This is a genomic window from Shewanella sp. SR1 (genome assembly GCF_020447145.1).
Classification (GTDB): Bacteria; Pseudomonadota; Gammaproteobacteria; order Enterobacterales; family Shewanellaceae; genus Shewanella; species Shewanella baltica.
In genome coordinates, this window is the sequence record NZ_JAJAEF010000015.1 from 1 (window position 1) to 20,457 (window position 20,457).

The window sequence follows — 20,457 nt, forward strand, 5'->3', positions numbered from 1 at the left end:
GTTCAGTTGGTTAGAATACCGGCCTGTCACGCCGGGGGTCGCGGGTTCGAGTCCCGTCCGCTCCGCCAACATTTCGATAAGCCCTAACAGCAATGTTAGGGCTTTTTCGTATCTGGAATTTATCTATTTCAATCGTCGCGGAACAGCATCCCTGCTTAACAGCCCAGTTCGGCATCGCTACCTCACATTCGTCGGCGTAAAATTTAAATCTCAGCCTACTTTTGTCTAAGTTTGTCCCACTTATTTCATATTATGTCTTTCTCGCACAGAATGGCGCTTGTGCGCGACTTGGCAGTATTGACCTGTGACACTGATCTCGGACAAATTAAACGGTATAATGCCTTATGTCTTTCATGAGTAACGAAAATGAATTGTCGTCTTGGGTGTGGTGCTTGCTGTATTGCGCCTTCAATTAGCAGCTGTATTCCTGGTATGCCAAATGGTAAGGCTGCGGGTGAGCGTTGTGTGCAGCTGAGTGATGCCAATTTATGTTTGATCTTCGGCTCGTCCGATCGTCCCGCGGTTTGTAGTGATTTCGATGCATCGGAAGATGTATGCGGTCATTCGAACGAAGAGGCGCTTTGGTTGATTACCCAACTCGAAGCTCAAACCTCTCATTAAGTTTATCGCTGACAGGTGAAATATGCAGTTAACTCGTTATACCGATTTTGGCGTTCGAACCTTGATGTATTTGGCGGTTCAGCCAGACAGAACCACTTTATTTAGAATTGCTGAAATTACTCAGGTATTTAATCTGTCTCCAAATCATGTCTCTAAGATAGTGCATCATTTAGGCAAGATGGGTTACCTCGAAACCATTCGCGGTAAGATGGGCGGTTTCCGTTTGGGTAAGCCTGCGAGTGAGATTAACTTAGGTCAGTTAGTTCGGGTGTTAGAAAACTCGTTGGCGCCGATTGATTGCAGCAAACCTTACTGCCGATTCACGCCTGCCTGTAAGTTGAAAGGCGTGTTAGCACAAGCAGTTGAAGCCTATTTGAATGTGCTTGATCAATATACCCTACTGGACATTGTGAGTAATCGTGATGAGTTACTTGCCTTGCTGCCTGACATGTCTATCTCAGTGTTACAGCTGGATTAGTTCCATTTTTGTGTGCAATGCCGATGGGGAGCAAGCTTGATGCAGGTACTAGATCAATCCCCTCGGTTTTTAGTCTTTGTAGATTGGCCTTTAAGAAGCGCATTGTTTCTGGATAAGGATGGGCAATCGCCACTAGGTTACCTTGAGTATGTGCCTGACTTATCATTAAGCTAAATTGTCTTTCGAGTGCTTTAGCACTGATATCATTGTCTAGAAACAGTTGGCGTTTTAATAACGGCACGCCTAACTGATCCGCTGTCTCTCCCGCCTTAGTGAACCTTGTTGTCATACTATCGATAAAATACAGATGCTTTTGTTTGAGGGTTTCCATCACCCACAGCATAGGATCATCGAGTTGAGTCAGTAAGCTCCCCATGTGGTTATTGGCACCTTTAGCAAAAGGAACGCTGTTAATCGCATCGATAACACTGGCACGAATTTGTGCCTCAGTCATAGTATTGGTCAATCCACCGAGCCCTAACGCCTTACCATTAAGCGCTTGCATAGGCAGATGCAGCATGATTTCGTGGCCCTTTTTATGGCCAGCATTGGCGAGTTCTTTGCCAAGAGGTGTATGAGGCAACACTGAGAGTGTCACTGTGCTGGGCAGTGCCAGCACGGCTTGATCGGTATGACGATAACCTATGTCATCAATAATGAGGGCAATCTGAGCAGCATGACTTTGAGAAATGCTTAGGGCCAATAGGGCCAAGGAATAAAGTAAGCGCACAGTTTCTTCTTATTAGTCATGATGCTGTATCCATGCAATGGCTGAGGTCACTTGATGATCTTGGGCCAGAGATGCATGGGCGGATAGGGCGTCGATTATAGCCAAATTACCCGCGCCGGAACCAGTTTCTGCGGCAATTTTTATGTCTGGGACGATTCCTATGTTGTGAATGTTTTCACCTCTGGGGGTATTGTACTGAGCAATGGTGAGTTTTATCGCGTTACCATCTTCTAAGATGGGGATCAGGCTTTGGACTGTGCCTTTACCGAAACTGGTCTCACCTAAGAGCTTAGCCCGACCATTTTCCTGCAATGCGGCGGCGAGCACTTCGGATGCAGAGGCCGAGCCTTTGTTGATCAACACTAGCATGGGCACGTTAGTCAGCATGGTTTGTGGTGAGGCATAGTAGTCAGAGTTGGCATCGAAGAAGCGGCCAGAGGTTGAGACTATTCGGCCCTTGGCGAGGAATAGGTCAGCAATTTTAACGGCTTGGTCGAGCAGGCCGCCGGGATTATTACGTAAATCTAAGATGAGCCCGGCGAGCGGTTTGTTTTGCCATTGGCTGAGTGAGCGCACCATATCTTCGGTCGAGTTTTCTTGGAAGCTACTTAATCTGACATAACCAATATTGCCATCAAGCAGTTGAGTGGTGACAGATTTGATAGTGATAGTGCTCGGCTTGAGTGACACTTCGAAGGTCGCATCGTCATTGCTGTGCTTAAGCACTAACTTAATGCTTTGATTGGTGAGGCTATGTTTTTTTATCTCGGCAAGGATATTGGCGAGGTTAGTCTCGGTCGCCAGTGTGTCGTTGAACTTAACAATAATGTCGCCTGCGCGTATTCCCGCTTGTTCTGCGGGGGAATGGGCGAAGGGGGCGATGATGTTGATGTGGTCATTTTGGGTTGCGACTTCGAAGCCGAAACCAAAATATTCGCCGCGATTGGAGTCTTTGAGATCGAGTAATTCTTGGTGATTCAAAAAGCTAGAATAGGGATCTAAATGCTCAAAAATACCTTTGATTGCCGCTTGCACTAACTCTTCTTTTGAAACGGTTTTTACGTAATAAGTTTCAACGGTTTCAAGCACATCTTGCAGTAACGGATAGTCAAAATCACTGCGATAGGACTTAGCGTTCTCTTGACTAGAGAGGCTGATGGATAGGCCCAAAGTCAGGCCTAATCCAACGCAACTGATATAGCGGATCATGTGTTTCATAGCCGTCCCCTGTGATGAGGGGACCGTTATGATTAGCGACAGTATTTCGCTGGATCGACGGCTTGCCCCTTGTGCCTTATTTCAAAGTATAGGCCAGCCTCGCTCTGTCCACCCGAACGTCCGACTAAAGCTATCGCTTCGCCGCTTTTTACCATGTCGCCAGGGCTTTTTAATAGGGTTTGAGCATGGCCGTAAAGGCTCATATAACCTTTGCCATGATCGATAACCATCACTAAACCAAAACCGCGTAACCAGTCGGCATAAATAACCTTACCACCTGAAACGGCTCGAATATTTTGCCCTTCTGGTGCGGATAACATAGTGCCTTTCCACACCACTTGGCCGGAACGTTGGCTGCCAAAGCTGGCACTGACGCGACCTTTCGTCGGCCATTTGAGTTTGCCACTTTGTTTACCAAAACCTTCCATCGAAGGATTGTCTTTCATGGCTCGCAGCGCTTGTTCGACCACGCGCTTTAAGCTGGCCTCTTCAATTTGCAATTGCTCCAGCTCAGCGCCCTTAGAATTTAAGGTGCGCTGTAGCTCTTTGATGGTCAGTTGACGCTGATCTTGCTCTTGGCTCAAACGTTTGGCTTGGACCTGTTGTTCGGCCACGAGTTTGGTTAATTGCTTTTGCTTACTCGTTTGCGACACCTTGATCTCATCTAGCTCGGTCAAGGTTTGCTTTAATTCGTTGATCGACTTCATCCGCGCTTTATTGAGGTATTGGTAATAGGCCAACATACGCTCGATAGTCGCAGGACTTTGCTGATTGAGCATCATCTTAGTGTAATCGTGATTACCGGCAAGATAGGCGCTCGACAGCTGTTTTGACAGTGTTTGTTGCTGACTCACTTTAAGCGTTTCTAACACATCTTGACGTTGTTTCAGCTCGGTCAGCTTAGTATCGATTTGCGCTAAGCTATTTTTGGTGCTGTTGACTTTTTTGGCCGCTGACGCAATCGCTTCTTCATCGCTACGCAGCAATGACAGCAATTTTTCTCTTTGTTTACTGGTGTTTTTTAACGCGCTTTGTTGTTGATTTATTTGCGATTGGATTGATTTCAACTCGGACTGACGCTTCTCCAAATCAGAAGCGTTGGCCGAGAAAGATAACATCATAAAGCCAGCAATAATGCTGGCTTTAACAAGGAGTCGAGTGCTCACTAGGTAACGGTTACTCTTTAATGTGGATTAAGGGCTTGCCCGTCATCTCTGCTGGAATGGCTTCGCCAATCAAGGTCAAGATAGTCGGTGCGACATCGCTGAGTTTACCACCTTCATCTATGGTCGCATTGCGGCCCACAAAGACGAAAGGTACCAGTTCACTGGTGTGGGCTGTGTGCGCCTGACCTGTAGTTTCGTCCGTCATTTGCTCGGCGTTGCCGTGGTCGGCGGTAATAATGCACTCACCACCCACTTTCGCCAGCGCATCCACTACACGGCCGATACAAGCGTCAACCGCTTCACAGGCTTTAACGGCGGCATCGAAATTACCCGTGTGGCCAACCATGTCGCCATTCGGATAGTTACAGATGATCACGTCGTACTTGGTCGATTCAATTGCCGCCACTAACTTGTCGGTCAGCTCGGCTGAACTCATCTCAGGCTGTAGATCGTAAGTCGCCACTTTAGGTGAGTTGATTAGGATGCGATCTTCACCTTCGAATGGCTCTTCTTTGCCGCCGTTGAAGAAGAAAGTCACATGGGCATATTTCTCAGTTTCAGAGATACGCAGTTGAGTGCGACCTTGTTTCTGCAGCACTTCACCTAAGGTATTCACCAAGTTTTCAGATGGATACGCGATAGGTGCTTTGATGTCGCCGGCGTACTCAGTCAGAGTGACAAAGTGCATTTTCGGCACCACAGCGCGTTCGAAACCATCGAAGTCTGGGTTGATAAAGCTACGGGTGATTTGGCGGGCACGGTCGGCACGGAAATTCATAAATATCAGTGCATCGCCATCTTGCAAGGTGGCAACTTGGCCGTCTGCATCAGTAATCGCCGATGAAGAGACGAACTCGTCGTTCTCGTTACGCTCGTAAGCCGCTTCTAATGCAGTAACCGCATTGTCGTATTGGAATTTTGACTTGCCTTGGGTGATTAAATCGTAGGCTTGCGAGACGCGATCCCAACGATTATCCCTGTCCATTGCAAAGTAACGACCAATCATCGAGGCGATACGGCCATGGCCTAATGTAGTAAACAGATCATCAAAATGACTCAAGCTGCTCTTAGCGCTGCGCGGTGGTGTATCGCGGCCGTCGAGGAAAGCGTGCAAGTAAACCTTAGTTGCGCCACGGGCAACGGCCATACGGCACATCGCTTCGATATGCTCTTCATGGCTGTGAACACCACCGGCAGAAAGCAGACCCATAATGTGCACTGCGCCGCCGGCTTTAATGGCCGAGTCAACCGCATCACACAGGGCTGGATTTTGTTCAAACTCATGATCTGAAATGGCTTTACTGATGCGAGTGAGTTCTTGATACACCACACGGCCAGAGCCTAAGTTAATGTGGCCAACTTCAGAATTTCCCATCTGGCCATCAGGTAAGCCTACATCTAAGCCAGAACCTGAAATCAAACTATGGGGATATTGAGCGTTGAGACGGTCGAGTACCGGAGTATTGGCGTGGAAAATCGCATTGTTATGCGTGTTTTCACGGTAGCCCCAGCCATCGAGGATCAACAACGCGAGCGGACGTTTAGCTGTCGTCATAGTGATACCTTTAAGTTTTATAGAAGCGATAGAAATCTGAAATTGGTCAAATATTACTACGTTAGCGGGGTATGAAAAAGCGCTTTACCCCGATTAAGGTCATCGAATCACTAATTCGTCCGATTCTGTGGCTGGCTTGTAACAAGCACCTAGGCAATTGCGCTAAAAGTGCGATCTCGAACTGTGACTAAACTGCTGCAATCTGCCAAGGCAATCGGTATACTCTGTGCCCTTATCGAATTTTCGCCATTTATGCGGGCAATCATCATGCAAGAATATATCGAATTTTTTAAAGCTCACTCAATGTTAAGTCTGGCCTGGGTGGGATTATTTGTTGTGCTTGTCGCGAGTATCATCAAATCGAGCATGTCAAAAATCAAAAGTATTTCTCACCAAGAACTGACAATTATGGTGAACAGACAGGACGCTAAAGTCGTTGATGTGCGCTCTAATGACGAGTTCCGCAAGGGGCATATTGTTGATGCAATTAACGTTACGCTAGCAGATATTAAAAATAATCAGATATCTGCCCTTGAAAAGTTTAAAGCCAGTCCCATTATATTGGTATGCAATGCTGGCATGACCTCGTCTCAAGCCGCTCAGCTTTTAGGTCAACAAGGTTTCGAAAACCTGTATAACTTGAAAGGTGGTATGGGTGAATGGCAGGCAGCAAATATGCCTGTTTCAAAAAGCAAAAGATAAGTTGTCGGCGGCAGTTATGATTTAAGCTGCACCCTATCCTTTAGGCAGTGCAGCAATACAGTCATCATTGTTTGGCATACTGATCCTGCGGTCGCTAAGGGCTTAATGTAAGTTTTTAGACTGGTTCGATCTATACCCGAATATGGGTGCAAGTTGGGATGATACCGAGATCTGATACAGGCCTTGAGTAACATAAGCCCCGAGCCAATTTACGTTCAAAGATGAATTGGCTTTCAAATAATAATTGGCTTTCAACGAAAAGCCGATACAACATTGATAGGATAGGTAGGAAATTATGGCTGAAGTAGCAAACAACGAACAACAAGCCCCACAATTCAACATCCAACGTGTTTACACTAAAGATGTGTCTTTCGAAACGCCTAACAGCCCAGCTGTATTCCAAAAAGAATGGAACCCAGAAGTTAAGTTAGATTTAGACACGCGCAGCGCTAAATTAGCTGACGATGTGTATGAAGTTGTCCTGTCTTTAACTGTGACTGCACAAAACGGTGGCGATACCGCTTTCCTATGTGAAGTACAACAAGCTGGTATCTTCTCTATCACTGGTCTGACTGAGCCACAACTGGCCCATTCATTAGGTGCATACTGCCCTAACATCCTATTCCCATATGCTCGCGAAACCGTGGGCAGCTTAGTCGGTCGTGGTACTTTCCCACAACTGAACCTAGCACCAGTTAACTTCGACGCGCTGTTTGCCCAATACGTGCAACAACGTCAAGCTGCTGCGACTGCACCAGCTGCCGAAGAAGCTAACGCTTAATTACATGAAAAACTCTGCCGATATCACGGTATTAGGGGCGGGCTCTTATGGCACCGCCCTTGCCATTTCTTTAGCCAGCAACGGTCATAAGACCTTGTTATGGGGACACGATCCTGTCCACATGCAAACGCTCGCTCAAGACAAGTGCAACCAAGCATTTTTGCCTGGTATTGCGTTTCCTGATTGTTTACAGATCGAAGCCGATTTAGCCAAAGCCTTAGCTGCCAGTAACAATGTGTTAGTGGTAGTGCCAAGCCATGTGTTTGGAACTGTGCTTGAGCAAGCTAAACCGTTACTCCGTAGCGATGCGCGCATCGTATGGGCAACGAAAGGGCTCGAGCCTGAAACCGGACGTTTGCTGCAAGATGTGGCCCGTGATGTGTTAGGTGAGCAATATCCGCTGGCGGTGTTATCTGGGCCGACCTTCGCGAAAGAATTAGCCATGGGTTTACCTACGGCCATTTCGGTCGCGGGGACTTGTCCTACGTTCACCAACGATCTCGTCGAGCTGTTACACAGCCCTAAACGTTTGCGGGTTTACGCCAACGACGACTTTACCGGACTGCAACTTGGCGGCGCGGTAAAGAACGTGATCGCGATAGGTGCGGGCATGTCCGACGGTATCGGCTTTGGCGCCAATGCCAGAACAGCCTTGATTACCCGTGGTTTAGTTGAGTTAACTCGTTTAGGCGAAGCCTTAGGTGCTAATGCGGCCACTTTTATGGGCATGGCGGGGTTAGGCGACTTAGTGTTGACCTGTACCGACAACCAATCCCGTAACCGTCGTTTCGGTTTAGCCTTAGGTAAAGGCTGTGATGTGATGACAGCACAGGCTGAAATCGGCCAAGTGGTTGAAGGTTATCGCAATACCAAGGAAGTGTTTACGCTTGCGAAACGCCTTGGGGTTGAAATGCCAATCACCGAGCAGATTTACCAAGTCTTGTACCAAGGTAAATCGCCCGTCGATGCTGCGAAAGAATTGCTCAGCAGAGAAAAGAAATCAGAAACGCCCGCGCAATAAACCGCGAGCCGTGATGATGCTGAATAAAGGAAAGGGTGCTAAAATAGCGCCCTTTTTTGTGCCTAACGTTTGAGCTTATCTTTGCTCCGTTTAGCGGTTGCTGACTTGCCTGCTAAAGGTTCGCGAGTCCGCAAACTGCCTGTTGGCAGCCAATACCAATCAATTTATCTGTGTGGAGTAAGAGCGTGAAACATCATGATGTCATTATTATCGGAGCCGGCGCCGCGGGATTGATGTGTGCAGCGACTGCAGGTTACCGAGGCCGTGATGTACTCGTACTCGACAATGCCAAGCAAGCTGGGCGTAAAATCCTCATCAGCGGCGGCGGGCGTTGTAACTTCACCAACCTTAAAGTCGAGCCCGCTAACTTCCTCTGTGGTAATCCCCACTTTGTTAAGTCGGCACTCGCGCGTTATCCGTCGCAGCAGTTTATTGAACTGGTCGAGCGCCACGGCATTGAATACCACGAGCGCGATCACGGCCAACTGTTTTGCAATGACTCGGCTAAAGAAATAGTCACTATGCTACTGACCGAGTGTGAATGGGCGGGCGTGACCATTAAGCTGCGCACCGATATTCTGGCCGTTAAAAAGACCGAGGCAGGGCGCTTTGAGCTCAATACTTCTAACGGCGAACTGAGCTGCGACTCACTGGTTATCGCCACGGGCGGTTTATCCATGCCTAAACTCGGCGCCACGCCTTACGGTTATCAACTGGCCGAGCAGTTTGGTCTCAAAGTATTACCCACTCACGCAGGTCTGGTGCCTTTTACATGGCACAGTGAAGATAAAATTCGTTTCGAACCTTTGTCGGGCATAGCCGTGCCGAGCCGCATTACCGCCAAAGATGGCGCTGCATTTAGCGAAGCGCTGCTATTCACTCACCGTGGCTTATCTGGCCCTGCTATTTTACAGATTTCTAACTATTGGAAAGCGGGCGAAACCATAGAAATCGATCTCTTGCCCAATATGGATTTGGCGCAATTGCTAGAGCAGCAGCTCACTGCCCATCCTAAGCAAAGCCTGCGCAACACCCTCTGCCAATGGTTGCCTAAACGTTTGGTCGAAGTGCTATTTGATGAAGCTCTGTTGAATAAAGCCTTAAATCAGCTAGTGCACGCCGAGCGCGCAAAACTTGTGGATGATATACACCGCTGGACAATATTGATGAACGGCACTGAAGGCTACCGCACCGCAGAAGTGACCTTAGGTGGTATTGATAGTAATGAGCTGTCATCCAAAACCATGGAAGCCAGCAAAGTCGCAGGACTCTACTTTATCGGTGAAGTCATGGACGTAAGTGGTTGGTTAGGCGGGTTTAATTTTCAATGGGCCTGAGCATCCGGCGTCGCCGCAGGACAAGCGGTTTAGTGTAGATACCCACAATCGTTAATGCGCTATTTATTAAAATAAAAATATAGGGGGTCATTTTGTATGAGCCAGTGGATTAAGGTTTCACTCGTTAACTTAAAATCGCTAACTTAGTATGGGGCAACAATGAGTTAGGCGCTTAGCTCTAATTCGTGAGCCTCGCATTAATATTTGTATGGGACTAACATTTTAATTCACCAGCGCCGCGCGGCCTTATCGCGCAGCATCTGATGGGTAGACCGATGGGGCGTAAATTAAACAAGTGAAACTGCTCGAGCAAATTGAGTGCCAAACGCTGTGCGCTCCAATATGCCATGAGTGATAGTGAGCTTCTGCGTCTCTTTCTCGTAAGTTTGACGAAGCCGCATGACTTCAGGTCGTTGGTCTGCCCATTTATATGCAGCGACATCCATTAACTCTGTAGTGTAGTTAACATTGACAAGCCCTAGCCGGACCCAGTTGTCCACCATAGCTGGAAGAGCGGGAATTTCCACAGGATCTTTTGTTGTGCTGCTGGATAGATTCAGCAAGTGGCGGACTAGAATACTGTAGCCCTTTTGACCGACTGTAGTGAGTCTGACTTCGACTATTGCTATGGGGACCGAGGATTGAAGTGAGCCACGTATTAGTTGTGCATCTTCAGAGCTAAGTTGACGGATAATCTCAACGAAAGCAGGATGTGCGTCGGCTGCTACACGAGCATCCATAGCTGTCGCGAGGAGATTAAGATACATGTCTTTGAGGTTGGGTTCTTCATGGGTAAAAGCGAGTCCTTGGAGTGCTGGGCCTGCAATTGAGGCTTTTGGTTCTACAATCTGTTCAGGAGGAATTGTCGAGGTTTTTGCAGAAATATCTTGCTGAAAACTTTCTGAGAAATAGGCTCTCGCTTTGTCGAAGGCGAAATTGACGGCGGCAAGAGGTAACAGGGCATTGTTTATCGTCTTAGTGATGGTCAGTGCCGTTTGCCCGAGATGCTGTCCAGCTTCTTTTACATTTGGGTTGTCCCCAGCAGCCTTCAATATTTCGCTTACCAAAGCTACTCCATCGCGTGCGGTTTTGATTGCGTCATCGGTTGTCATCGTTTCTCCGTGAAATATCAGGCTGAGATGGGCAGAAGGATCTAACGTCTTAGTATTTAGAGCAGCGCTGTTTTCCTCATTAGACCAGTAAAAATGCGCATGAGCACAAATCCAGACATCCAAAATAAAGCAATAACATAATGCGCTTTCGGTTTGCCTTCAAGCAACAATGATGGAAGTTGCTTTAACGATAGTCATTAAAAGCAGCTGTATAGCAGATCAAGCACTAAATCGAGTTATTTCCTTAAAAATTGATGTATTTAAGTGATAATTAGCTCATTCGGCTTAGATTAAGCTTTTATCGTCATAAATTAAGAAGGTACAGTGATTTAATTGCGATAGCCCTGCGAAAAGTTACTGATTTTGAAGAGTTAGTCGTTATTTGACATTCTTGTCATTGAGTTGAACGAGTTAGGTGTAATGTATATAAAACTTGAAAAACTATACATGTTTTCTCTATCATGTATAATTTTTGAGTAAAACTATACATATTGAATCTCTTCAGTATAAAAAAGAGTGAAATTTATCTATGTTAGACTCGCTTGCCTTGCTTCCTCTTCCCAACATTGAGCTGTGGGAAACTCGTTCGGTGCTAAAAAAAACCGCCGAAGCGCATCGCTATTTGGCAGAACTTAAAGGTGTCGCTGCCAGCATTCCAAACGAAGCTATTTTAATCAATACGTTGGCACTACAAGAGGCAAAAGACAGTTCAGAGGTTGAGAATATCGTCACTACGCACGATGAGCTTTATAAGGCCAATTTATTTGAAGAGGCCATTACTAACCCTTCCACCAAAGAAGTCCAAGATTATGCCTTTGCTTTAAAGCAAGGGTTTCATATTGCACGGCAAAACAAAGTAATTCGTCTCAGCGATATTCTTTCGATACAACAAAATCTAGAGCACAACAACGCAGGGCTGCGCAAGTTACCGGGCACTGATCTTAAGAATGCTCGAACGGGTGAAGTTATTTATATACCGCCACAGCATGCTGATGACATTGCTGAGCTCATGGGCAATCTTATTCTGTTTATAAACAATGACGACCAGTGTGATGCCGATCCGTTAGTAAAAATGGCCATTATTCATCATCAATTTGAAAGTATTCACCCCTTCTATGACGGTAATGGTCGAACGGGGCGGATATTGAATATTCTGTATTTGGTCATTAAAGATTTACTTAACTTACCAGTATTGTATTTAAGCCGTTTTATTATTCAGCATAAGGCTGACTATTACGCAAACTTGCAAGCGGTAAGAGATACAGGTAACTGGGAGCCGTGGCTGCTGTTTATGCTTGATGGCATTATTGGCACTGCGCAAAATACCATTTCACTGATCACCGAAATGAAAACGCTCATGACTAACGTCAAACAAGGTATCCGTGAACAGCTGCCCAAAATCTATAGCCAAGATTTACTCAACAATTTGTTTAATCATCCCTATACCAAAATTGACTTTTTAGTCGAAGAATTAGGGGTGACGCGTATTACTGCCACTAAATATTTAGAGCAACTGGTCGAGTGCGGTTTTTTAACGAAACAAAAAGTGGGGCGCGCTAATTATTACATTAACGCCCCGCTGTGCCAGTTGTTGATCGCCCACAGCTAAGCTGAGTTGAACCAATAGCAGCACTGACTATTTTTCAGTGCCTGCCTTCCAACTAATTAATTTAACCAATCGCCAGTTTGGTTTCTGCGTAGCGAAGTTTTTTCACTCTTGGATTCGCGAGGAAATAGGCGAGCATGAGTGGGCCGAGGCGACCCATGAACATCATAAAGATGATGATGGCTTGGCCTAGAGTGGTTAAGTTACCTGTTAAACCTCGGGACAAACCGACAGTGCCCAGTGCGGATATGGCCTCGAAGACGATATCGATTAACGGCGCTTTCTCGCTTAATACCAATATGAAAATGGCCAGCCAAGATACGACCAGAGAGATAATGGTCAGTGCTAAGGCTTTGCTGACGGTGTCTTTGGGGATTTCCCGTTTAAACACATAGATGGCTTCATCGCGACGTAAATAACCATAAGTGGCCAAAATCAGCACCATAAATGTAACGACTTTAATGCCGCTGGCGGTACTTAATGAGCCGCCGCCGATAAACATCAGCACGAGTATGAGCAAGGTACTGGCGTCTTCGAGTTGGTCAATCGCTAGGGTATTAAAACCTGCGGTGCGTGGTGTAACGGCTTGAAACCATGAGGCTAACCATTTGCCGAGTTCGCTTAAGGGCGCCAAGGTGTTGGGGTTGTTGTACTCAATAAAGTAAATCGCAATCACGGCGACCGCGTTGATGACAATAGTGCCGGTGATCATCATGCGGCTGTAAACGCTGAGTTTTGACCAACGTTTGTTCCTACGCAGATCTATCCACACCGAAAATCCTAAACCACCAATGATAAACAAACCTGTGATAGTTAGGTTGATCACGGGATCGGCCACATAGGGCATTAGGCTGTCGGCACTGAGGGCAAAACCTGCGTTATTAAAGGCGCTAATCGTATAGAAAAAACCGTGGAATAAGCTGGTTTGCCAGCCGAGTTCATGGCTCCAATGCACTGATAAAATCAGCATGCCTACGGCTTCAACCAGTAGCGAAAACACAAATACGGCTTTGGCGGTCGAGACTAATGTCGATGTATCGGTTTGATTAAACGCCTCTTTTGCGACGGTTTGCTGTAGAAAGCCAATCTTACCGCCAAGGGCGATAAGGGTGACAATCGCAAAAGTCATCAGCCCCAGCCCGCCGCATTGGATTAGCAGCGCAATGACAATTTGGCCAAAGGGCGTAAAAACCGTGCCAGTATCGACAACAACCAACCCAGTTACAGTAACCGCTGACGTTGCAGTGAACAGGCTTTGCAGCCAAGTAATAGAAGATTCGGTCGCTATCGGCAGTTTGAGTAAGCAAGTGCCTAGGATGATCAGCAGTGCAAAGCTGACGCTGAGGATAAAAGGCGGCGCACCAATAAGCTTTTTACCGGGATTCGCTTTGTGCTCAATTGCCGTGACTGAGGGATGCCATTGAACCACCTTACACCAACCTTGGTGCGAGATATTGTAACTCGGTGCGGCTGCCACATAGCAGCAAAGCATCGTTGGTTTGCAGCACAAAACTGCTATCCAGCTTACTGATCACCGTCAGATCCCGCTTCACCATAATGGCCGCGACTTTGCCCTTGGGATTACGCTCCACATTGGTTAAGGTTGCATCCTTGTCGTCGAGTGCCGAGCCCAGCAACTTAGAAAGTACGGTTTGATCTAAATGCGCTTTAATATGGATTTCAACCACATACATACCATCGCCGATCGGTAAGAAATTACTCACCATAGGATAATTGAGCGACTGGGCGACGCGAATGCCCATTTCTTCCTCTGGATGTATGATGCGGGCAACGCCGAGTTTAGACACTATCGTGTGGTGCGCCTTAGTGCTGGCCTTGACCCAAATCACCTTCACGCCCAGATTCTTGAGTGCCAAGGTGCACAGCAAGCTAGATTGCATGTCTTCGCCGATGGCGACTAACACCACTTCACTGCTGGCAAGGTCTAACTCCCGCAGCGCCGTTTCGTCTGAGCAGTCGCAAATTACCGCTTCGGTGAGGCTTTCTACGTATTTCTCCACCATTTTGGGGTCGCTATCCACGCCTGTAACTGTGTGACCTAAGTGGATTAGCTCAAGGCTGGCGGCGATGCCAAATCGCCCTAAGCCAATAACGGTAAAATGCGCCATACAAACATCCTTTTACGATTTTTTTGAAAGTGTTGTTGATGATAAAAACGTTATTTTTGACTCATGTCAGTCAAGCGATAGCCGAGTCCCGCTTCTGTCTTGATCAGCTGTTGCTCTGTGCTGCCGTTGAGCTTTTTGCGTAACTGACTGACCAAGATCCGCAGATAATGACTGTCATCGGTATGGGTTTCGCCCCAAATATCCCGCAGTAATTCAGTTTGTTTCACTAACTGACCGGGGTGAGACATTAAGGTCTCAATCAGGGCGAATTCCTTTTTAGTTAAGGCGATTTCTTGCTGGTCGAGCCAAAGCTGGTGGGTACTTTTTTGCAGCTTAAGTGCGCCAAACTGCAGCACATCACTCAAGGCGGGTTCATCCACTAAGTCGCGGACTAATACCTTAATGCGCGCGATTAACTCCCTGATCCCAAATGGCTTGCTGAGATAATCATTTGCGCCTGCTTCCAATAGGCGGATTTTCTCTTCCTCTTGATCGCGGGCGGTTAAGATAAGCACGGGCACTTTGTCATGCTGCCGTAGGGTTTGCAGCAAGCTGATGCCATCGCCGTCGGGTAAGCCAAGGTCGAGCACTAACACGTGTGGCTTCTGGGCTTGATATTGGGCGAGGGCAGAGGCAATCGAGGCGGCACCATGATATTCAAAGCCTTCCGCTTCTAACGATATCCGCATAAAAGTATGAATTTGCGCTTCGTCATCGACAACCAGTACCTTGTAAGCCATTTATTGCTCTCCCTTTTTAATCGGCAAAGCGATACGAATAAGGCTGCCCTTAGCCACAGGTTCGGCGCTGATCTGGCCGCCATGGGCGGTAATAATGCCCTTAGCAACGGCAAGCCCAAGGCCTGCGCCGCCATCAGTTGAGGGATGCTGACGATAAAAGAGTTCAAAAATAGCCTGCGCTTCTGCGGAGGTGATGCCTACGCCCTCATCTTGAATATCTAACCGCAGCATATCGCCTTGTTGGTAAGCTTTTACTGTGACGGGTTTATCTAAGGGCGAATAGCGCAGCGCATTATCCAGCACATTAAAAATGGCCTGTTCAATCAAAGAACTGCTGATCATTAGTGGCGGCAGTTCAGCCTCGCTGTCGATAACAATTCGCGGCTGCGCGGCGGGAAAACGGCCGATAGCTTGGTGCAAAACATTCATCATGGCGTCTTCACTCAGGCTGAACTTGAGGGCGCCGTGTTGTAACTTAGTGGCCTGTAACAGGTTTTCGATATATTGATGCAGGCGATGGCTCTCGGCAGCCGCGCTATCAATCAGCTCAGTCTTTTGCGACGCACTGAGCTTAGGCATGTATTCCTTCAGGGTCGTCAGGGTGCCTATGATGGTTGAGAGCGGGGTGCGTAAGTCATGGGAAACCGACAATAAGATGCTGTTACGTAACTGAGCCTGTTCGAGTGCTGCTTGTTGGCGGCGATAAAGTTCGGCCAATTTGCTGGTGGTCAGGGCGACAAGTAAAAACACAGTTAGATTGAGAATGTCCTCAAGATTGAACATCTGTAGCGAATAGCGCGGCGTGGTAAACAGAAAATTAAAGCTGGTCGCCTCAAACACAGCCGCAAAATAGGCAAAGTTAGCGTTGCATTGTAGGGCCACAGCAACCACGGCCAATTGTAAGATCAGCAGCACGGCTATGGTGGAGCCTGCAAAATAATCGATAAAAGCACTGCTAAAAATCGCTATCACCAGCACTATGCCGGTAAAAAATGTTGGGTGCGAACGCCAGTATTGAGTCATGGGAGCCGCTATGGATGAAGTCATGGATAGAAAGACGCATATAAATAAAGTGTCTGTACTCTAGCAAAGCCATTTTAAGATAGCGCGTAAAAAATCCGTAAAATTTATAGCCCTGTGAGTGGCTTAGCGTGCAGTTTGCTCGGGCTGTTCTCGCGCACTCATATCAAGCTGCGAGCTAATAATCAGGCTTCCCCCATAGACTCATGGGGTAAGCCATTCTAGGCGTGGGCCGTTATCGGATTGATGCTAATGGGCTAGCTATCAAGTATTTGCCCATCGATTTATCTGCCTAAAGATCACCAAGGTATCGGCGGTGGCACTAAGCGCTTGCCGTCATAGCCGGGCACAGTATCAAAACGTGTCGAGTGGGCTTCCCAATCGGCTTGGGCCTTAGCAATTTCGTCTTTGCTGTGGCCGACAAAGTTCCACCAAATACTGACAGGGTCGGCCAGTGGTGCGCCGCCGATTAGCAATATGCGGCAACCCGCGTCGAGTTCGACAGTGACGCTTTCGCGTAACATCCCCAGATAGGCGAGATCGTTGTTGTTGAAGCTTTGGTCATCGATACGGAAAAAGCCTTCGAGTGGCATGAGGGCATATTCAAAACTCGGGTCGAGAGTCAGAGTGAGCTCAGTGTTTTCGGCGGCAAACAAATCCATCGCCACAATCGGCGAGAAGTGCAATGTGGGCGCCTGTTGATGCTGCCAACTGCCGATTAGGAGTGTGAAATCAACGCCCGCATCGTGCCAACTGGGGAGTTCGGGATAGTGATCGAATCTCGGCGCTGTATCTTTATGCTCAAGCGGCAGGGCAATCCACAGCTGCGCCGCGTGCATAGTGCTATGGCCTGCGACGGATTCTTCGGTGTGGGCGATACCGTGTCCGGCGGTCATCAAGTTAACTTGTTTAGGGCGGATCACTTGGGCGCTGCCGAGACTGTCCTTGTGCATGATTTCGCCTTCGAGCATCCAAGTAAAAGTTTGCAGCCCAATGTGCGGATGCTGGCCAACGTTTAGCTCAGGGCCGTCGGTGACTGGGCCAATATGGTCGAGGAAACACCAAGGGCCGATAAGACGCCGCTCTTTTTGTGGGATCGCCCGTGCGACGGGAATGCCGCCGACATCACTGATTTTGGGGGAAATTCGTTGAACTTGAATGCGGCCATTTTCAATAGGGCATTCCTTAGGGCCACCATAAAACTGTGCTTGAACTTCACTCATGTTCGCTCCTTATTCCTTTGCGAGGACACACTTAGTTAGTGTTAGTCTGGCATGCTGAACTGGTTTCAGATCCCATCTTGCATTCGAGCCGAAGGTTTTAGCTTCGGGTATTCCCGTGGATTTTGCAAATAGACGCTGTCATATGGCTGGGTAATTGAGCTGTTAAAATCGCCCTTCGATAACTCTGTTAACCCAATTCAAACGTGAATCTGTGACTGAGCCCGCGTGTATGGGAGTTTTTGCTGTCCTTTACTTTAGCAAGCCTGTATTTATGTGGGGCATTAGCGTTTGATGTTTTACTCGAGCCGTAAATAGCGGACGAGTTCAGGGTTAGTCTCGGTGATTTTTATCCTTCACGCGTTAAGTCAGATCTGCAAAATCGAGTCTATCTTTTATCGGTACAGGTGTTGGCGGCGACATTGCCAGCCTAAGCCGTAATCCATTCAGCATACTGCTTAACACTAACACAGATAGAATTCACATATAGAATTAGGCTGTCACTCAGCGTGATTGATTAAGGGGAAAGCGTGCTCGAAAATCAAATGATGTTACTGGCGGTATTTGAACGGGCGGCATTAATGCTGATGACCTTGTTCTTTTTAACCCGCACTCGACCGTTCCAGCGTTTATTCCAAAAGCGTAATCACACTCCCGCAGAGCTGGTCTCTGTGGCGGCGATATTTTGCTTATTTGCGGTGTTTAGTACTTATACCGGTATTGAGGTTGAAGGCGCGCTGGTTAACGTGCGCATTATCGCGATTATTTCCGGTGGAATTTTATTTGGCCCTTGGGTTGGTATTCCTGCGGGCGTATTGTCGGGGCTGCATAGATATCTGATTGATATGGATGGCGATACTTCTATCCCGTGTTTAATCGCCAGCATTATTGCCGGTCTAATGGCGACCTGGATTTACTACAAATGCCCCAAATCTAAGTTATGGATTTATGGCATTGTGGCGGGCATGTTGTGCGAAACACTGACCATGTTGTTGATTTGGCTGCTGACAGAGCCGCACCAAGTGGGTGTAGAGATTGTGAGCCATATTGCCTATCCCATGATTGCGGGCACTGTGTGTATCGGACTGATTATCAAACTAGTGCAAGACCTCGACGATGAGAAAGAGCTTATTGCCGCCAAGCAGGCCAAGCTCGCGCTGGATATTGCCAACAAAACCTTACCTTTCTTCCGCAAAATTGATCGCCATGCCTTAGAGCAAGTGTGCGGCGTGATCCGTAATGAAATCCATGCCGATGCCGTGGCGATTACCGATACTCGCGATGTATTAGCCTATATGGGCGTTGGCAAAGATTACTATGAGGTCGATGGTCATCAAGCGATTAGCGAGATGACTCAAAGGGCGATAGAGCTAGATCAAAACATTATTAACAACGACTTACGCCAATATCATTTATCGGATTTTCATTCGGTCATCATAATCCCGCTGCGTGAAAACGGCACTGTGAGCGGTACGCTGAAGATTTATTATCGCAATAACTATCGGATTACCAGCTCGCTGCGAGAGATGGCGGTGGGCTTGTCGCAGTTGATTTCGACCCAGATGGAAGTGTCGCGCATTGAGCAACTGCAAGAGATGACCCGCAAGGCGGAATTTACTGCGCTGCAGAGCAAGATTAATCCGCACTTTTTGTTTAATGCCCTCAATGCGATTTCTTCTTTGATCCGTATTCGGCCACAGCAGGCGCGGGAGTTGATTGCCAATCTGGCCGATTATCTGCGCTATAACCTAGCCAAGGGCGATGAGCTTATTGATATCCAAGAGGAAGTCAAACAAGTACGCGATTATGTGGCGATCGAGCAGGCGCGCTTTGGCGACAAGCTTGAAGTGGTGTTCGATGTCGACGATGTGCATTTTTGCGTGCCTTGCCTCTTGTTGCAGCCGCTGGTGGAAAACGCCATTTTGCACGGCATTCAGCCGCGCAGTGCACCGGGCAGAGTGACCATAGAAGTGAAAAAACTCGATTCTGGCATTCGCGTGGCCGTGCGTGACACAGGTTATGGCATCAGCCAAGAGGTGATAGATGGCGTCGCCGCGGGTCGCATAGAAAGCAGCAGTATTGGGCTAATGAATGTGCACCAGAGGGTGAAGTTATTGTACGGCGAAGGTTTACAGCTTAAACGGCTAGAACCGGGGACTGAAGTCAGCTTTTATTTACCGGAAAATGAGGCGCAAGTATGTTAAAAGCCATCATAGTTGAAGATGAATATCTGGCCCGTGAGGAGCTGGAGTATTTAGTAAAGAGCCACAGTGAGATAGACATAGTGGCAAGCTTTGAGGATGGCTTGGAGGCCTTTAAATATCTGCAGGATCATGAGGTTGATGTGGTGTTTTTGGATATCCAAATTCCATCCATCGATGGCCTACTGTTGGCGAAGAATCTGCATAAATCGACCCATCCACCCCATGTGGTGTTTGTGACTGCCTATAAAGAATTTGCGGTAGAAGCGTTCGAGCTCGAAGCCTTCGATTATATTCTCAAGCCCTACAATGAGCCGCGGATCATCAGCTTATTGCAGAAGATTGAACAGGTGGGACGACAAGCGCCAAAGCCGCAACATGAAGCCGCGAGTAATGCGAGTCGTACCGTGAACTTAGTCAAAGGTGAGCGGATTATCGTTACGCCCTGCGAGCAAATTTATTACGCCGAGGCTGATGAAAAACTCACCTATGTCTATACCCGCACCGACCGTTATGTGATGCAGATGACCATTAGCGAGTTTGTCAGCCGCTTGCCCGCCGAGGGCTTTTTCCGCTGCCACCGTTCCTATTGCGTCAATATCAACAAGATCCGCGAAATCGTGCCTTGGTTCAATAGTACTTACCTGATCCGCTTGCATGATTTGTCGTTCGAGGTGCCCGTTAGCCGTAGTAATATTAAGGCTTTTCGACAGCTGATGAGGCTGTAATTGTCATTCATTCCTGCAGATCTGTATTTCATGCCTTAATTGATCGGCGCGAATGGCATCTCTCTTATAGTGGACTCAATTCCTGATCCCCT

General features: G+C 47.6%; 19 protein-coding genes. 9 read left to right on the plus strand and 10 right to left on the minus strand.

The annotated features are described in order from the left end of the window. The first annotated feature begins 366 nt into the window (after positions 1-366). Both KV201_RS14340 and KV201_RS14345 read left to right on the plus strand, forming a co-directional pair. Positions 367-621 carry a YkgJ family cysteine cluster protein gene (locus KV201_RS14340; protein WP_226059726.1) on the plus strand — a complete coding sequence of 85 codons (255 nt, stop codon included), beginning with the start codon at positions 367-369 and terminating at the stop codon, positions 619-621. Positions 622-643: 22 nt separating this feature from the next. Further along, positions 644-1,099 carry an Rrf2 family transcriptional regulator gene (locus KV201_RS14345; RefSeq protein ID WP_226059727.1) on the plus strand — a complete coding sequence of 152 codons (456 nt, stop codon included), beginning with the start codon at positions 644-646 and terminating at the stop codon, positions 1,097-1,099. Here KV201_RS14345 and KV201_RS14350 read toward each other — a convergent pair. From KV201_RS14350 to gpmM, 4 genes are read right to left on the minus strand one after another with little or no spacing between them, the layout of a single operon-like run. Further along, positions 1,074-1,829 (minus strand): divergent polysaccharide deacetylase family protein, encoded by a 756-nt coding sequence (locus KV201_RS14350; protein ID WP_226059728.1) that lies wholly within the window; start codon positions 1,827-1,829, stop codon positions 1,074-1,076. The two genes, KV201_RS14345 and KV201_RS14350, sit on opposite strands and share 26 nt — an antisense overlap. Before the next feature lie 12 nt (positions 1,830-1,841). Beyond that, positions 1,842-3,047, minus strand: coding sequence for a S41 family peptidase (locus tag KV201_RS14355; protein ID WP_226059729.1), 1,206 nt, complete (start codon positions 3,045-3,047; stop codon positions 1,842-1,844). 32 nt (positions 3,048-3,079) lie between these two features. Then, positions 3,080-4,213: a murein hydrolase activator EnvC gene (locus KV201_RS14360; protein WP_226059730.1), complete on the minus strand. Its 1,134-nt coding sequence runs from the start codon at positions 4,211-4,213 to the stop codon at positions 3,080-3,082. A gap of 10 nt (positions 4,214-4,223) precedes the next feature. Continuing rightward, entirely contained in the window at positions 4,224-5,768 is a 1,545-nt protein-coding gene (gene gpmM, locus KV201_RS14365; protein WP_226059731.1) for a 2,3-bisphosphoglycerate-independent phosphoglycerate mutase, read from the minus strand. A 267-nt stretch (positions 5,769-6,035) separates the two neighbouring features. Between gpmM and KV201_RS14370 the strand changes: the two genes are divergently transcribed. The 4 genes from KV201_RS14370 to KV201_RS14385 all read left to right on the plus strand — a co-directional run bounded on the left by KV201_RS14370 (position 6,036) and on the right by KV201_RS14385 (position 9,609). Then, positions 6,036-6,470, plus strand: a complete 435-nt coding sequence (locus KV201_RS14370; protein ID WP_226059791.1) for a rhodanese-like domain-containing protein — start codon at positions 6,036-6,038, stop codon at positions 6,468-6,470. Between the two features lie 295 nt (positions 6,471-6,765). Next, positions 6,766-7,251 (plus strand): protein-export chaperone SecB, encoded by a 486-nt coding sequence (secB, locus tag KV201_RS14375; RefSeq protein ID WP_006083777.1) that lies wholly within the window; start codon positions 6,766-6,768, stop codon positions 7,249-7,251. Positions 7,252-7,255: 4 nt separating this feature from the next. Beyond that, the gene (gpsA, locus tag KV201_RS14380; protein ID WP_006083776.1) at positions 7,256-8,272 is read left to right on the plus strand and encodes an NAD(P)H-dependent glycerol-3-phosphate dehydrogenase; all 1,017 of its coding nucleotides are present in this window, start codon (positions 7,256-7,258) and stop codon (positions 8,270-8,272) included. 185 nt (positions 8,273-8,457) lie between these two features. Next, a complete protein-coding gene (locus tag KV201_RS14385) occupies positions 8,458-9,609 on the plus strand; it encodes an NAD(P)/FAD-dependent oxidoreductase (protein ID WP_226059732.1) in 1,152 nt (383 codons plus the stop codon). A 287-nt stretch (positions 9,610-9,896) separates the two neighbouring features. Here the strand turns inward: KV201_RS14385 and KV201_RS14390 are convergent, their stop codons facing one another. Further along, on the minus strand, positions 9,897-10,721 hold the full coding sequence (locus KV201_RS14390; protein ID WP_226059733.1) for a DUF4393 domain-containing protein: 825 nt from the start codon (positions 10,719-10,721) through the stop codon (positions 9,897-9,899). A 529-nt stretch (positions 10,722-11,250) separates the two neighbouring features. On the opposite strand from KV201_RS14390, the gene KV201_RS14395 reads away from it, so the two are divergent. Next, a complete protein-coding gene (locus tag KV201_RS14395) occupies positions 11,251-12,330 on the plus strand; it encodes a Fic family protein (RefSeq protein ID WP_226059734.1) in 1,080 nt (359 codons plus the stop codon). A gap of 61 nt (positions 12,331-12,391) precedes the next feature. Here the strand turns inward: KV201_RS14395 and KV201_RS14400 are convergent, their stop codons facing one another. The 5 genes from KV201_RS14400 to KV201_RS14420 form a co-directional block, all read right to left on the minus strand. Then, the gene (locus tag KV201_RS14400) at positions 12,392-13,756 is read right to left on the minus strand and encodes a TrkH family potassium uptake protein (RefSeq protein WP_226059735.1); all 1,365 of its coding nucleotides are present in this window, start codon (positions 13,754-13,756) and stop codon (positions 12,392-12,394) included. A 1-nt stretch (position 13,757) separates the two neighbouring features. Next, on the minus strand, positions 13,758-14,456 hold the full coding sequence (locus tag KV201_RS14405) for a TrkA family potassium uptake protein (RefSeq protein ID WP_226059736.1): 699 nt from the start codon (positions 14,454-14,456) through the stop codon (positions 13,758-13,760). A gap of 50 nt (positions 14,457-14,506) precedes the next feature. Then, positions 14,507-15,196 carry a response regulator transcription factor gene (locus KV201_RS14410; protein WP_226059737.1) on the minus strand — a complete coding sequence of 230 codons (690 nt, stop codon included), beginning with the start codon at positions 15,194-15,196 and terminating at the stop codon, positions 14,507-14,509. Further along, complete coding sequence (locus KV201_RS14415) at positions 15,197-16,243, minus strand: ATP-binding protein (RefSeq protein WP_226059738.1); 1,047 nt, start codon at positions 16,241-16,243, stop codon at positions 15,197-15,199. Between the two features lie 272 nt (positions 16,244-16,515). After that, on the minus strand, positions 16,516-17,439 hold the full coding sequence (locus KV201_RS14420) for a pirin family protein (protein WP_226059739.1): 924 nt from the start codon (positions 17,437-17,439) through the stop codon (positions 16,516-16,518). A gap of 527 nt (positions 17,440-17,966) precedes the next feature. Here KV201_RS14420 and KV201_RS14425 point away from each other — a divergent pair. Together KV201_RS14425 and KV201_RS14430 are read left to right on the plus strand one after the other, a co-directional pair. After that, on the plus strand, positions 17,967-19,640 hold the full coding sequence (locus KV201_RS14425; protein WP_006083765.1) for a sensor histidine kinase: 1,674 nt from the start codon (positions 17,967-17,969) through the stop codon (positions 19,638-19,640). Next, positions 19,634-20,365, plus strand: a complete 732-nt coding sequence (locus KV201_RS14430; protein WP_012586364.1) for a LytTR family DNA-binding domain-containing protein — start codon at positions 19,634-19,636, stop codon at positions 20,363-20,365. Before KV201_RS14425 ends, KV201_RS14430 begins: the two co-directional genes overlap by 7 nt. Positions 20,366-20,457 lie beyond the last annotated feature (92 nt).

Coding starts and splice junctions, on each gene's coding strand:
- KV201_RS14410 (WP_226059737.1), bottom strand. CDS start 15,196: ATGGCTTACAAGGTACTGGTTGTCGATGACGAAGCGCAAATTCATACT.
- KV201_RS14355 (WP_226059729.1), bottom strand. CDS start 3,047: ATGAAACACATGATCCGCTATATCAGTTGCGTTGGATTAGGCCTGACT.
- gpsA (WP_006083776.1), top strand. CDS start 7,256: ATGAAAAACTCTGCCGATATCACGGTATTAGGGGCGGGCTCTTATGGC.
- KV201_RS14345 (WP_226059727.1), top strand. CDS start 644: ATGCAGTTAACTCGTTATACCGATTTTGGCGTTCGAACCTTGATGTAT.
- KV201_RS14395 (WP_226059734.1), top strand. CDS start 11,251: ATGTTAGACTCGCTTGCCTTGCTTCCTCTTCCCAACATTGAGCTGTGG.
- KV201_RS14430 (WP_012586364.1), top strand. CDS start 19,634: ATGTTAAAAGCCATCATAGTTGAAGATGAATATCTGGCCCGTGAGGAG.
- KV201_RS14340 (WP_226059726.1), top strand. CDS start 367: ATGAATTGTCGTCTTGGGTGTGGTGCTTGCTGTATTGCGCCTTCAATT.
- secB (WP_006083777.1), top strand. CDS start 6,766: ATGGCTGAAGTAGCAAACAACGAACAACAAGCCCCACAATTCAACATC.
- gpmM (WP_226059731.1), bottom strand. CDS start 5,768: ATGACGACAGCTAAACGTCCGCTCGCGTTGTTGATCCTCGATGGCTGG.
- KV201_RS14390 (WP_226059733.1), bottom strand. CDS start 10,721: ATGACAACCGATGACGCAATCAAAACCGCACGCGATGGAGTAGCTTTG.
- KV201_RS14370 (WP_226059791.1), top strand. CDS start 6,036: ATGCAAGAATATATCGAATTTTTTAAAGCTCACTCAATGTTAAGTCTG.
- KV201_RS14415 (WP_226059738.1), bottom strand. CDS start 16,243: ATGACTTCATCCATAGCGGCTCCCATGACTCAATACTGGCGTTCGCAC.
- KV201_RS14420 (WP_226059739.1), bottom strand. CDS start 17,439: ATGAGTGAAGTTCAAGCACAGTTTTATGGTGGCCCTAAGGAATGCCCT.
- KV201_RS14405 (WP_226059736.1), bottom strand. CDS start 14,456: ATGGCGCATTTTACCGTTATTGGCTTAGGGCGATTTGGCATCGCCGCC.